This is a genomic window from Kordiimonas sp. (genome assembly GCF_965216265.1).
In the GTDB taxonomy this organism is placed as follows: domain Bacteria; phylum Pseudomonadota; class Alphaproteobacteria; order Sphingomonadales; family Kordiimonadaceae; genus Kordiimonas.
In genome coordinates this window covers 1217237-1231024 of the sequence record NZ_OZ244153.1, presented here as the reverse complement: position 1 = coordinate 1231024, position 13788 = coordinate 1217237, and the positions used below count along the sequence as shown (strand labels likewise).

9 protein-coding genes are annotated in these 13788 nt (G+C 53.6%); 6 read left to right on the top strand and 3 right to left on the bottom strand.

Going from position 1 to position 13788, the window contains the following annotated elements; genetic code table 11:
* Positions 1-111: 111 nt before the first annotated feature.
* Positions 112-537 (top strand): Lrp/AsnC family transcriptional regulator, encoded by a 426-nt coding sequence (locus tag ACOOGA_RS05710; protein ID WP_417462539.1) that lies wholly within the window; start codon positions 112-114, stop codon positions 535-537.
* Between the two features lie 7 nt (positions 538-544).
* Here the strand turns inward: ACOOGA_RS05710 and ACOOGA_RS05705 are convergent, their stop codons facing one another.
* The 3 genes from ACOOGA_RS05705 to ACOOGA_RS05695 form a co-directional block, all read right to left on the bottom strand.
* Positions 545-1033: a hypothetical protein gene (locus ACOOGA_RS05705; protein ID WP_420429906.1), complete on the bottom strand. Its 489-nt coding sequence runs from the start codon at positions 1031-1033 to the stop codon at positions 545-547.
* Positions 1034-1128: 95 nt separating this feature from the next.
* Positions 1129-2481 (bottom strand): sensor histidine kinase, encoded by a 1353-nt coding sequence (locus ACOOGA_RS05700; protein WP_420429905.1) that lies wholly within the window; start codon positions 2479-2481, stop codon positions 1129-1131.
* Positions 2471-3883, bottom strand: coding sequence for a sigma-54-dependent transcriptional regulator (locus tag ACOOGA_RS05695; protein WP_420429904.1), 1413 nt, complete (start codon positions 3881-3883; stop codon positions 2471-2473). The genes ACOOGA_RS05700 and ACOOGA_RS05695 overlap by 11 nt, the downstream gene beginning before the upstream one ends.
* 179 nt (positions 3884-4062) lie before the next feature.
* On the opposite strand from ACOOGA_RS05695, the gene ACOOGA_RS05690 reads away from it, so the two are divergent.
* The 5 genes from ACOOGA_RS05690 to ACOOGA_RS05670 all read left to right on the top strand — a co-directional run bounded on the left by ACOOGA_RS05690 (position 4063) and on the right by ACOOGA_RS05670 (position 13745).
* On the top strand, positions 4063-5433 hold the full coding sequence (locus ACOOGA_RS05690; protein WP_420429903.1) for an efflux RND transporter periplasmic adaptor subunit: 1371 nt from the start codon (positions 4063-4065) through the stop codon (positions 5431-5433).
* A 95-nt stretch (positions 5434-5528) separates the two neighbouring features.
* Positions 5529-6212, top strand: a complete 684-nt coding sequence (locus ACOOGA_RS05685; RefSeq protein WP_417462544.1) for an ABC transporter ATP-binding protein — start codon at positions 5529-5531, stop codon at positions 6210-6212.
* 42 nt (positions 6213-6254) lie between these two features.
* Positions 6255-8678 carry an ABC transporter permease gene (locus tag ACOOGA_RS05680; protein WP_420429902.1) on the top strand — a complete coding sequence of 808 codons (2424 nt, stop codon included), beginning with the start codon at positions 6255-6257 and terminating at the stop codon, positions 8676-8678.
* 63 nt (positions 8679-8741) lie between these two features.
* Positions 8742-11234 carry an ABC transporter permease gene (locus tag ACOOGA_RS05675; protein ID WP_420429901.1) on the top strand — a complete coding sequence of 831 codons (2493 nt, stop codon included), beginning with the start codon at positions 8742-8744 and terminating at the stop codon, positions 11232-11234.
* 84 nt (positions 11235-11318) lie between these two features.
* Positions 11319-13745 (top strand): ABC transporter permease, encoded by a 2427-nt coding sequence (locus ACOOGA_RS05670; RefSeq protein WP_420429900.1) that lies wholly within the window; start codon positions 11319-11321, stop codon positions 13743-13745.
* The last annotated feature ends 43 nt before the right edge of the window (positions 13746-13788 follow it).

The following is a 13788-nucleotide window of genomic DNA, read 5'->3' as shown; positions in this document are numbered from 1 at the left end:
TCCGTCAAATTAACGGTAAATGTCGTTTTTTTCCGTTGATGTGGTGATCATAAATTTGGGCCACAAATCGGCGTGCGGGATGATTTGTGCGGTGCCTGGAGGAGATGAATTTTGGATAAAACCGACGAAAAACTGCTCAAGCTTCTGACACTGAACAGCAGGGAAGCAACGTCTTCGCTGGCACGTAAACTTGGGCTCTCCCGCTCCACTGTGCAGGACCGGATCAACAAGCTGGTTGAGCGTAAAGTCATCTCCGGTTTTACCGTGAAGCAGCATGAGGAGTTTGAAGGCAAGCTCATCTCCGCACATGTTCTTTTATCGATCGACCAGAAATACGCCCAGCAGGCGATTGGCCTGATGAAAACGCATGCCCCGATCAAGACACTTTATGTGGTCAGCGGGGCTTACGACCTGATCGCGATCGTCAAAGCCCCGACGATGGAAGAGATCGACCAGACGCTTGATTTCATCCTCGCCATCAACGGTGTCATGAAAACTACCACATCGTTGGTGTTGTCAGCCAAGAAAGAAAGCTGAGGGTCGCCTAGTAGTAACCTCGGTTCAGGTAATTGGGATATGACAGGCAAGGTCTGCCGTTAAGGGTGGCATCAAACGTTCCCGCATATATGGGCGGACGCCCGTCTGTGAAGAAGGTGGCGTTATAACCACTGCCCCCATTGGCCCAACTCGGGCAGCGATACGGTTGCCCGTAAACGGGATAGGCCTCATCACGGTGGTGATGCCGGGGGCTCCGATCCAGATAGCGCAGGGCTGCGCGCTTTTCAGCGAGACACACGCTATCATGACCGACAAGCTCATCTCCCTCATAGACCGCGCACTGAGCATAGTCACCGCTGGAAAGCTTCTGCGCCTGAACTGGCATAACACCAGCGATGAGCAGAAGCGCCGTCACGGTGAAGATAAGTGTCATGCCGAGGCGAAACCGATTTTGTGCTAAAATAGATGGTGACGCTGTAGCCGCTCGCGCAGTACGGCGTTGCTTGGATGCTGCGTTGTCTACATGAACAGTCATCAGAAATCCCCCACCATATAGGTTGCCTAAGAATCAGCTTTCACCTCAATAATGGCTTTTTCAAGATCGGAGCGATGGCCCCGTCGGTTTTGTAGCTAGAAGGTCAAAGTGAATTTAGCGCCGCCACCGTCTCGCTCGCCTACGCTTACATTGCCGCCATGCGCGATCATCACCTGCCGGGTGAGGGCGAGACCCACGCCGCTACCGTCGCGTTTTGTGGTGAAAAACGGCACAAATATCTTCTTGGCGATGTCTGCAGGAATGCCGGGGCCGGTGTCTGAAACCTCGATGATCACATGGCCGCGGCGGTTGAGCCTGGCATTCATGTGAAGCGCGGCACCCTCGCGGCCCGCCATGGCTTGCTCAGCGTTTTTCAGCATGTTGATCAACACCTGTTCGAGCATGTCTCGGTCGGCGGTAACGTCCAGTTCCTGTGGTTCCACGTGGGAGGAAAAACCAATGTTCTTCTCATCCCACCCGATGGTTCCCACCTTGGCGACAGCGTTAAACAAGTCATCGAGCCTTAGCAGGTGTTTCTCTGGCGGGGGCAGCCGGGTAAGGCTTCTGTAGCTGGAAACAAATTGCATCAGACTGTCTGACCGTCGGGCGACCGTGGTAACAGCGTCCTTGACGTCGCCAAGCTCCTCAACAATTTCAGGACGGGAAGCGACCTTCTCGGTTACATCATCCACAAGGTCCACGGCTGTTTTAGCGAGGCTAGCCACCGGTGTGATTGAGTTCATGATCTCATGCGTGAGCACACGAACCAGATCCTGCCATGCTTGCAATTGCGCCACGTCAAGTTCGCTCTGGATGTTTTGCAGGCTGACGAGCTTTTCGCTATGGCCCCCGATAATAATCTGGGTGGCCACAATTGCGAGCTTGAGGGTCATGTCGTCGCTGGTGAAACTGGCGAGGCGCTTATCGCCCGCCTCCAACTGCCGTATCTGTTTGCCGAAGTCTGTACCGAACTGGTCGAAATCTCGAAGCTGTGTCACATGTGCGCTGCCGAAAAGCCGCCTTGCAGCGTTGTTCCAAAGCGTTACCGAGCCGCTTGCGTGTACGGAAAGCAGGGGCACGGGTACATGCTCAATAAGAGCCTTCAGGTGCCGGAGTTCTTCTTCCTTGCTTGAGCGAGCCTCCTGAAACCGGTTGAGAATATCGCCGAAGGTTTCGCCAAGTTCCCCAAACCCCGCACCAAGCCTATGAAGGTTGAAGCGCTGGCTATAATCAGCGTAGCGGGCGGCATCGAGGAAACGAGTGATCTCCGAGTTGGTTTTGGCAACAAAATTGATAACCTCCCACGTCTGGCCACAAACCACGAAGAATACAAGCAGCGTGGCCGCGTGATATCCGGGCACAACAACAACATAGGTGAGCGCGAGCAGCGAGAGCATGATCAGCGCCATCCTGCCAGCGAGCATCAGGCTGAATTTTTTAAAGCCCATGCTTTTCCATCCTTCTATAGAGGGCCGCGCGGGTCAGACCCAAGTCCTTGGCGGCGTGGCTGATGTTATAGCGGTGTTTTTTTAGTGCCTCTTCAATGGCGCGGCGCTCAAGGCGCTCCAGATTAAGGTCGTCATCGGACAGTTGCACGGCAGGCGCATCCGGCTTTACTTCTTTGACCGCGCCCGGCTGGTTGGGTTGCTCATCAAGCTGAAAATCCTGCGGTTCAAACATGTCACCCTCAGAGAGAATGACCGCGCGTTCTATCGCATGCCTTAGGGCGCGTACGTTACCTGGCCAGCCATACTGTTCAATTGCGTGTAAGGCATCATCCGAGAATGATTTCGTAGGAGCGCTATATTTGCGCGCGTATTGGCCAGCGTAAAATTCTGCAATTTCCGGAATATCTTCCTTGCGTGCACGCAGGGGAGGCAGCGTAATCTCAACGGTGTTGAGGCGGAAGAGAAGATCTTGCCGGAAAACATCTTCATCGCGCAATTTTTGCATTGGAACGTTGGTTGCAGCGATTACGCGAACATCGATAGGTACAGCCTTGTCAGAACCAACGGGAGCCACCTTGCGCTGCTCAAGTACCGTCAGCAATTTGGCTTGCAGATGCAGCGGCAGGTTGCCAATTTCATCAAGGAAAAGCGTGCCACCATTTGCGGCCTGCAGCCTACCAATACGGTCATCGCGCGCGTCTGTGAAAGCACCTTTTTTGTGGCCAAAAAGCTCGCTTTCAAACAGGCTTTCGGTCACTGCTCCCATATCCACCGACATGAATACATTCTCTGCTCGCAGTGAGCGCTGGTGCAGCTCTCTGGCAATCAGTTCCTTACCGGTGCCGTTCTCACCCAGAATGAGGACGTTGGCGTCCGTAGGTGCTGCACGGTCAACCATTGAAAGCACGTCTTTCATGGCTTTGCTGTGACCAAGGATCGGCTGATTTGACGCGCTCACGGCTTTCGCCAGTGTGCGGTTGGTTTTTTTGAGTTCTTCAGCCTCCGAACGACTACGCCTCAGCTTCACGCTGGCGGACAGGGTCGCAACCACCTTCTCATTTTGCCAGGGTTTGGCGATAAAATCGGTCGCCCCCTTTTTCATTGCTTCAACAGCAACATTAACGCCGCCGTGGGCCGTGATCATCACGATAACAGCCTGCGGGTCGATCTCCAGAATACGAGACAGCCAGTAAAAACCCTGGTCGCCAGAGCTTTCGCCGGGACCGAAATTCATATCGAGAAGAATGGCATCAAAACTCTGTTCAGCCAGTAGGTCGGGCACAAGCTCTGGCTTGTTGCAGGTGACCACGGTGCCATAGTGGCGTTTGAGCAGGAGCTTCCCTGCGACAAGGATATCCTCATCGTCATCAACGATCAGGATTCTACCGTCATTGGCTGCCATTTTGTCCGTCCCCGAATGTCTTTTTTGTTGTTCGATACCGTACACAGTGTGTTCGTTATCGTACAGTATTTTGTGTCCGATATCGCACATCTTTACAAAATATCTATATATTTCAATGATCTAAATTCTGGCACGGGCTTTGCGCTATATCCCTTCACAGGGCAAAACGCCGATAATGGATGACAGCAATGGGTACAGTGACCGATATGGAAAAAAAGCAAAAAAATGACAGTACAGTTTCGATGCACGGAGGCGCGACCCGCACACCTGGAGGAGCAGTGACCGGCTCGGGAATGGACCGCAGGGTAGAAAAGAAAAAGGCACCATGGAAGAAGCTCGCCATTGCCGTGGGGGCTGTGGGGCTTGTGGTGCTGATTGCCACGGTCGTGATGGACGCATCCGGTGGACGCAGCTTCAAGGTCGCAGAAGGCCGGATCGTTGTTTCTACTGTGACAGAGGGCACGTTCGAGGATTTTATTCCCGTTCGTGGCCGGGTGACCCCCCTCAAGACGGTTTTCCTTGATGCGATCGAAGGTGGGCGCGTTGAGCGCGTGCTGGTGGAAGATGGCACCATGCTGAAGAAGGGTGAGCTGATTGTCGAGCTTTCCAATACCACGCTTCAGTTAGAGGTGACACGCAACGAAGCGCTGGTGACAGAGCAGCTTAACAATATGCGCACTATTGAGTTGAGCCTCGAGCAGAACCGGCTCTCACACAAGCGCAACCTCGTGGAAATCAACTACCAGATCAAGCGGCTGGAGCGTCAGGTAACGCGCGAGCGTGAGCTGATCAAAACCAATGCGATCTCACAGTCTCAGCTTGATCAAACCGAAGATGAACTTGAGTATTACCGTAACCGCCGCGCCATAACGCTTGAAAGCCAGGCGACTGATGCGCGGTTGCAGGAAACTCAACTCAAGTTCCTGAAAACCAGTGGTGACCAGCTGGAAACAAGCCTTGTGTACGCACGTAAAAACCTGTCAGCACTGAATGTACGTGCGCCGGTGGACGGCAAGCTCTCGGGCTTCAATGTTGAAATTGGTCAAAGTATCAATCGTGGTGGTCGGCTTGGTCAGATCGATGACCCGGAGAACTATAAACTCACCGCGAATATCGACGAATTTTACCTGGGCCGTGTAGACTTGGGGCAGGAAGCCAATTTTGAACGTGGTGGTGATAACTTCACCATGCAGATCGCGAAAATTTATCCGCAGGTCGCCAATGGCCAGTTTGAAGTGGACTTTGTCTTTGAGGGCGAACAGCCAGAAGGCATCCGTCGCGGCCAGACCCTGCAAACCAAACTTACTCTCGGGGATGCGACCAAAGCGACCCTTATCCCGAACGGTGCCTTCTATCAGGACACCGGCGGCAACTGGGTTTTTGTTGTGACCCCCGAAGGTGATCAGGCCGTTAAGCGCAATGTGCGCCTTGGCCGCCGCAACTCCCGCTACATCGAGGTACTTGAAGGCCTTGAGGTAGGTGAACGGGTTGTTACCTCACCCTACACCAGCTTTGTGGAAATGGACCGCCTCAAGCTGGGTGGAGAATAAAACGGTCCGAGTTACGACGCGAGACGTGGCCCAGATGATAGCGTGGAAAACGCCTGGGCCATTAAGAATATGGGCAACGAGGAAAGGAACACGGAATGCTCAAACTACATAATCTTTCAAAGGTTTACCGTACCGACGAAGTGGAAACTGCAGCGCTGAACAGCGTGAATATCGAGATCGAAAGCGGTGAATTTGTTGCCATCATGGGCCCGTCCGGCTGTGGTAAATCAACACTGCTCAATATCGTTGGCATGCTGGATACGCCCTCAAGTGGGGACTATATCTTCATGGGCGAGAATGTGGCGCGCTACGGCGAAAGCAAGCTCTCCAACATCCGCAAGCAGCACATTGGTTTTATCTTCCAGAGCTTCAACCTGATCGATGAACTGACGGTAGAAGAAAACATCGAGCTTGCGCTTCTCTATCACAACATCCCCGCATCCGAACGCCGCGAGCGTGTAGCAAAGGTTATGGACAAGGTTGGCATCGCGCACCGTGCGAAGCATATGCCAAGCCAGCTTTCTGGTGGTCAGCAACAGCGGGTTGCCGTCGCACGTGCGGTTGTAGGCGACCAAGCCATGATCCTTGCGGATGAGCCGACCGGTAACCTCGACAGTGCTCATGGCCAAGAAGTGATGGAAATGCTGCAAAGCCTCAATGAAGAAGGCACCACCATTGTGATGGTAACGCACAGCCCGGCGCACGCTGACTATGCACGCCGTACCATCAATCTCTTTGATGGTCACGTGGTGACAGAAAACCTTCGTGCGGCTGAATAAAAATAACAAAAGCGATAAAAGCACGACAGCGGGAGGAAAAAAATGTTCCGCAACTATATAAAAATAGCGGTCCGAAACATCTTGAAGAACAGGCTATATGCGGCGATCAACATCGTCGGCCTGTCTTTGGGTTTTGCAATCTATGTGTTTGGGAATGTGCTTGCAGACTATGAGCACAATCATGATTCTCAGTTCGAGAAGATAGAGCAGATCTACACGATCGGATCACGCTTTGCTGACAATGCCAATGTGGGAGTGTTAGGTACTGACGGTGTCTACACGGCTTTTGCGCCGATACTGAAAGCCAATGTCGAAGGGCTGGAAGCCGTAGCACGGACCGTGCGTCGCGAGTATCTCCTTACGGTTGGACAGGATAGTTATTATCAGGACATTCGGTTTGCAGACCCTGAGTTTACCCAGGTTTTTGATCTGGACTATGTAGAAGGGGATGCATCAGTTCTTGCTGATCCTTCCGCCATCATCGTTACCGAATCCACAGCCAGGAGGTTTTTTGGTGAAGGGTCGGTGCTTGGCCGTGAGGTTGAGCTTGACCATGCCGAAACGCTTCGCGTTGGCGCGGTGGTGAAGGACCTGCCGCAAGATACCCATTTCAACAGTTCCCTGTTCGGCACCACCGGGTTTGAGGTGATGGCACCGTTGCAGGCCCTCAGTCGGATTGCGGATTATGATCTGGCGGGCAACTGGGGAAACCTGTCGATGGGGGACCTGACCTATGTGCTGTTGCCTGAAGGCCGGAACCGTGCCTGGCTTGAGAACCAGGTTCGTAGCATCTATGAACAGCATTTTGACGAAGGCCAGAAAGAGTTTGTGGCTGATACTCCTGTGCGTCACTTGCGCGAGGTGAATACTTTCATCTGGGATGCCATTGGCATGCCGGTGATCCAAAGTATCCAGTTCCTCGGTTTTCTGGTGCTTGTGGTGGCCTGCGTGAACTATACCAACTTGGCAACAGCTCAGGCCATTGGCCGGGGGCGTGAAGTCGGGCTTCGTCGTACGCTGGGAGCCAGCCGCAAGCAATTGCTGCTGCAGTTCCTGACGGAAAGTGTGACGCTGTCCTTCATCTCGATGATGGTTGCCATCGCTCTTCTGGAAATGCTGGTGCCGTTTTTCAATGGCGCGCTCGACAAGGTACTTATCCTTGACTATCTCACTGTCCTGCCATGGCTTGTGGCGTCAGCCCTTCTGGTTGGTGTTCTGTCTGGCGCATATCCTGCCTATATGATTACACAGACGACACCGATTGAGGCGCTTCGTGAGGGCAAAACCAAGGTTGGTAAGGGGAAGCTGTTGCGTTCCGTTATGGTCGGGGCGCAGTTTGCGATCTCTATCTTCATGCTTGCCACCGTGCTTGTGATGTACTTCCAGAATCAGAAAGTGAAGGACACGGGCAGGGTCTTTCCAACCGAGCAGATACTGACCCTTGAGCGGCTGGACGTTGACGATGTCAAAGGCCGGGTGGAAGCCCTGCGGGCCGAGCTGAAGCGCGTGCCGGGGGTGAAGGAAGTTGCTTTCTCCAGTCAGGTTCCCTTCGAACAAAGCAACAGCTCCTTTGGGGTTGGCCCGACACAGGGGGATGAAGACAATTCTTTCCCGATCAATCAGGTGCGGACAGACTATAGCTTCATCAGCACCTATGATATTCCTTTGTTGGCTGGCCGTGATTTCTCTAAAGCATTCGCACTTGATGAGCTTCAGGATGGAGCGGTTGAGCTAAACGTGATTGTCAATGAGCTCGCGGCACAGAAGCTTGGATTTGGCTCACCACAAGAAGCGTTGGGTCAAAGCTTTTTCGACTATCCCGACAGTCGCGAACCGCGCCAGTATAATATCGTCGGGGTGATGCGAGACCAGAACTTCCTGGGCTTTCACAACAAGGTCAAGCCGTTCCTCTTCTATATCGACGATAACCGCTACTATGCGTCTATTCGCATTGGCGGTGCGGGGTTTGACCGGATCATTGAAGATGTGGAAGCCGCATGGAACCGGGTGAACCCTGATTATCCGATGCAAAGCGAGTTCCTGACGGAAACCTTCGCCGGGGTTTACAATATCTACCGGTCCATGAACCAGGCCCTTGCCGGTTTTGCGTTCGTTGCACTGGCGCTAGCACTGATTGGTTTGTTCGGGTTGGCGGCTTTCATGGCGGAAGTGCGGACCAAGGAAATTGGTATCCGCCGGGTCATGGGTGCAAGTGTTACCCAGATTGTGCGGCTGCTGATATGGCAGTTTTCAAAGCCCGTGGTCTGGGCCTTGTTGGTGGCCTTGCCACTCGCGTACATTGGCTCAGGCATTTACCTGGATTTCTTTGTCGATCGTGTCACAGCCGCTGAGGTGATTGTCGTTGGCGCGGGCGCGCTTACGGTTGCTTTGGCCTGGGCAATCGTTGCTGCCCATGCCGTGCGGGTTGCCCGGTCAAATCCCATAGCGGCTCTAAGGTACGAATAGAAAAAAGAAGGAGTGGCGTTTCAGACGTCACTCCCAAAAAAACCGACAGCGGGAGGACAAAAAATGTTCCGTAATTATATAAGCGTGGCGCTCAGAAACATCCTTAAACATAAACTCTACAGCGCCATTAACATCATCGGTTTGGCGGTTGGTCTGGCGGCATGCGTGATGATCATGCTGTTTGTGCGTGACGAACTTTCATATGACAAGCATTGGGCCAACTCGGACCGCATTTACCGTCTGAACACTACCTTTAACCCACCGGGGCGCGAGCCATTCGTTACAACAATGGCGCAAGGGCCAACCAAGCACGCTCTCAAGAACTTCTTCCCTGAGGATATTGAGGATGTGACCCGGTTCAACACCATGCGGGTGGTTCTGCGCAAAGATAGTGATGTGTTCAGCGAAATCCTGATGTGGACGGACAGCGAGACCACGGACATCTTTGATTTTGATGTGGTTGCAGGTGATTTGCACGCCACACTTCGGGACAATGCGAGCCTTGCAATCAACGAAACGTTCGCAAAAAAATACTACGGTGAGAACAACCCGATTGGGGAAGTTCTGACCGTCAACGTTCATGATCTTGAACGCGACTACCGTATTGGTGCGGTCTTCAAGGATTTGCCGCATAATACTGTGCTTGAGTTTCAGGGCATGGCCATGATCGATGAGAAAGACTTCGAGAACCAGGTCTGGGAGTTTACTCAGTGGTTCAGTGTCAACAATTTCGTTTACTTCACGGTCAAGGACGGGAGCTCAATTGAGGCCATTAATCAGCGTCTTAATGATTTTGCTGATGCGCATATCGAGATTTCTGCCGCAACGTCCAACGGCGAGGAAGCAAAAGTATCAGACTTTGTGAAATACTCCACACAGGCGCTCACCGACGTTCAACTTCACCCGGCCGCACCGTCAGGGGGCGAGCTGAAGCCGATTGGCAGCATGACCAACGTGTTGATCTTCACCGCAATCGCCGGGCTTATCCTCTTGATCGCCTGCATCAATTTCATGAATTTGGCCACGGCGAAGTCGACCCAACGTGCGCGGGAAGTGGCGCTCAGGAAGGTACTGGGCGCCAGCCGGGGACAGCTCATTGGGCAATTCCTTGGTGAATCCGTGCTTCTGGCGTGTATAGGCCTTGTGTTTGGTACGGTGCTTGTTGAGCTTCTGCTGCCGACGTTCAGCAGTTTTGTTGGCAAGGACCTGACGTTCAATTATCTGGATGGACTTACGCTCTTGATCTTGCTGGGCCTTGTTACCGTTGTCGGTATTGTGGGCGGTGTGTACCCGGCGCTTGTGCTTTCCAGTTTCCGGCCTGCTTATGTGCTCAAGGCCAACAAATCTGCGGAATCAAGTGGCTCCGCCGCGCTCCGGAATACATTGGTGATCGTGCAGTTTGCCATCTCCATCGCGCTTATTGTTTCAACCGGTGTGGTGTATGGGCAGAAGTTCTATGCCACCAATCTCGACCCCGGGTTTAACAAGGAAAATCTGCTGGTGGTACGCAACACCAGCCGCACTGGCGCATCTGACAAGCGAAATACTTTTAAGGAAGAGATTTTGCGGCTTCCCGGTGTTGTTAGTGCGGCATTTTCAAGCGACGCGCCTTCAAGCGGAAACGAGAGCAACAATTCGGTAACTATCCCTGGGGATGATAGCGGGCGTTCCATGCTGATCGGTATTCATCGTATCGATTATGAATTTCTGGACGCCTATGAAATTCCACTGCTCGCTGGCCGCAACTTCAGCCGCGACCACCCGACAGATATGATACCAGACCCTTCACAGGCAGAAGAAGGTGAAATTCTGCACAGCAGCGTGATCGTGAACGAAGGGGCACTCAGGCGGTTTGGTTTCGGTACGCCGGAACAGGCGGTTGGCCGCGTGATCCAGGTTGGCCTCGGGAGCGGTGTGCAGGCGCAGCTTTCCATCATTGGTGTGATACCAGATACCAAGTTCCAATCGCTGCGCAGTGTCATGCGGCCTGAGATGTATACGTTGTCGCCATTTGGTTTCAATAATCTGAATGTGCGATACCAAGGCAACCCGGCGGAGCTGGCGAGCAAGATGGAGCAGGTATGGAAATCCCTGATCCCGACCGTACCGTTCGCCTACGACTTTGTCGATGAAGAGATGGCGGAGGAGTTCGAGGCAGAAGAAAATCAATCGGTTCTGCTGGGCATTTTCTCGAGCCTTGCGGTTGTTATCGCGTGTCTCGGGCTCTATGGCCTTGCATCCTTCACGGCGGAGCGCCGCACCAAAGAGATTGGTATCCGTAAGGTTATGGGTGCCAGTGTCTTTGATATCGTTCGCCTGCTTTTATGGCAGTTCTCAAAGCCGGTATTGATCGCGAACCTGATCGCCTGGCCGTTGGCTGCATGGGGCATGCTCACCTGGCTTGAGAACTTCCCTTACCGCATTGATGAATGGGTATTGGTGCCACTTTGCGTGGTAGCGGGGCTGATTGCACTCGCCATTGCGTGGGCGACCGTGGGCGGTAACGCCGCGCGGGTTGCACGCTCCAACCCGATTGATGCCCTGAGGTACGAGTAAATAAAGGAACTGGGCTCGCATCCGGCGGGCCCAGCCACACCAATAAGCTCGGAACGCGGGCGGTTGAGGATAGACGAGGAAGCCATGTTCAAGAACTATATGATGACAGCGATGCGCAACCTACTGAGGTATAAACAATATACCCTGATCAATATTCTTGGTCTGGCTGTTGGCCTGGCGGCTTGCTTGCTCATCCTCCTCTATGTGAATTTTGAACTCTCATACGACCGCTGGATTCCTGAAAACGACCGGGTGATGCGGGTCGAGGCTTTGGCCTACGACCGGGACGGCAACTTCAGCGATAACGTGGAGTCTCTTCAGCCGGTTGCAGCCCCTATTTTTGCGGAGCAGGTTGAGAGTATTGAGCAATTTTCGCGTCTGCTGGATGATAGCGTCGCGCTCGCAGTGGACGGCAATGCCTTTGAGCAGGAAATTACCATCGCAGACCCGGGTGTTTTCGACCTGATGGGCATAACACTGCTGGAAGGTGATGCGGCGACGGCGCTCAATAGCCCGGATGCCATCGTATTAAGCCTATCAGATTCCCGGCGTGTTTTTGGCGAGCAATCGCCGCTTGGTCGGGTGGTCAAAATCAATGGTGAACACACCCTGAAGGTAACCGGCGTTATGCCTGATTGGCCAAAAGCGTCGGATATCGAGGTACATGCTTTTATACCGGGTACAACGCCTGTGTTTGACCATATGCCGTGGCGGCTTACCAGTTGGGGGTCGTTCTCGGGGCCGACATATGTGAGGCTCAAGGAAGGGGCTTCGCCGGAACTTGTAGCCGAGGAGATGAATGCGCTCGCGATCCGGGTTGGTCCGTCCAACCGGTTTCAAGACCGCATTAATGATGGCATCAAACCTCAATATGAGTTTCATCTTACCAAGGCGGTAGACGCTCACCTGAAAAGCGACACACGTGGTGGTAATGGCCGGGGCAGTATTGCCAGCCTGATCACGGCTGCAGTCATTGCTTTTCTGATTTTGGCAATTGCCATAATCAATGTGGCCAACCTGGGTACCATGCTCGCGATGAAACGTGTGCGTGAGGTGGCAATCCGAAAAGCCCTGGGTGCGGAGGGGCGTCACCTGATGATGCAGATACTTGTTGAATCTGTGGCACTGACGTTCCTTTCGATGCTGATTGGTGTTGCCATGGCGGAAGCCTCGCTCCCCGTCTTTAGCGAACTGATGAACCGGGAACTGACGAGCGCGCAGATATATGGTCCGGCAATGCTGGTTACCCTGATCGGCTGTACCACGCTTGTGGGAATAATCTGTGGCCTTTACCCGGCGCTGGTAGCCGTGCGTTTCCGCCCGGTGGATTATCTGGCTGGCGTGAAACCAAAGCTTGGCAGTCGTTTCCGCAACGCGCTGATTATTGTTCAGTTTGCAGCGACCATCGGCCTGTTGGCAACATGCCTCGTTGTGTTCATGCAGGCTGAATATGCAAAAAGCAAAAACGCAGGTTTCAATAGTGCGCAGATGCTCGAAATTGGCGGAATATCGCGGCCAATTGTATTGCAGAGGGAAAAAGCGTTCCGTGAAGCCTTGGCACGCATTGGCGGTGTGGAAGCTGTCGCCGCTGCACACGGCATGCCGGGCCACGACTATAATAACTGGAATGGGCTGACGCTAAACAACGGTGTGTCAAAAGACATGCGGCGTTTTTCGGTCTCGGAAGAACTGCTGCCGATGCTTGGAGTGAAAGTGCTTGCCGGGCGTCTGTTTGACAAGAACCGCGCGGCCGACGCGCGAACCGAACCCGACAAGGGCGCATCGGGCGCAATCATCCTCAATGACCTTGCCTATCGCGAGCTTGGTTTTGCAAGCCCTGAGGAGGCTATTGGTCAAGAGGTGCGCACATGGGGTGATTTCCGTTCAACCATCATCGGCGTGGTCGAAAACCTGCGCACGCGGTCTGCACGGTCAGAGCCGAGCCCAACTTATTACTGGATCGGACCGCATGAGTACCGTCATGTCGTTGTGAAGGTAAAACGCGAGGGCATGGCGGAAACGCTGGCTACTGTTGACCAGGTGTGGCGCGAGTTTTTCCCGGACCTGCCAATCGGTCGTCAGTTTGTCGACGATGCTTTTGCTGAGTATTACGACAATGAACGCAGGCAGGGTTGGCTGCTGTTGTTCAGCGCCAGCGTGATGGTCATCATTGCGGTCATGGGCCTATACGGCCTGGCCGCGCTGGCAACTGAGCGGCGCTCCAGGGAAATCGGCATTCGCAAGGTGCTGGGCGCGCGCAGCCATAACATTGTGCGCCTGCTGCTTTGGCAGTTCTCAACTCCGGTTCTGGTGGCAAACCTTATCGCATGGCCGATTGCTTGGTGGAGCCTGAGCGAGTGGCTTGAAAGTTTTGTCGACCGTATCAGCCTGTCGCCGTTCCCATTCCTTGTTGCAGGGCTTGGGGTTCTGGCTGTGGCTTGGGTCACCATCATTGGTCACACGCTGAAGGTTGCGCGCGCGAACCCTATCAAGGCGTTGAGATACGAATAAAAGGCGTATGCAAGCGCGCCGACAAAGCGACACGACGACAGCT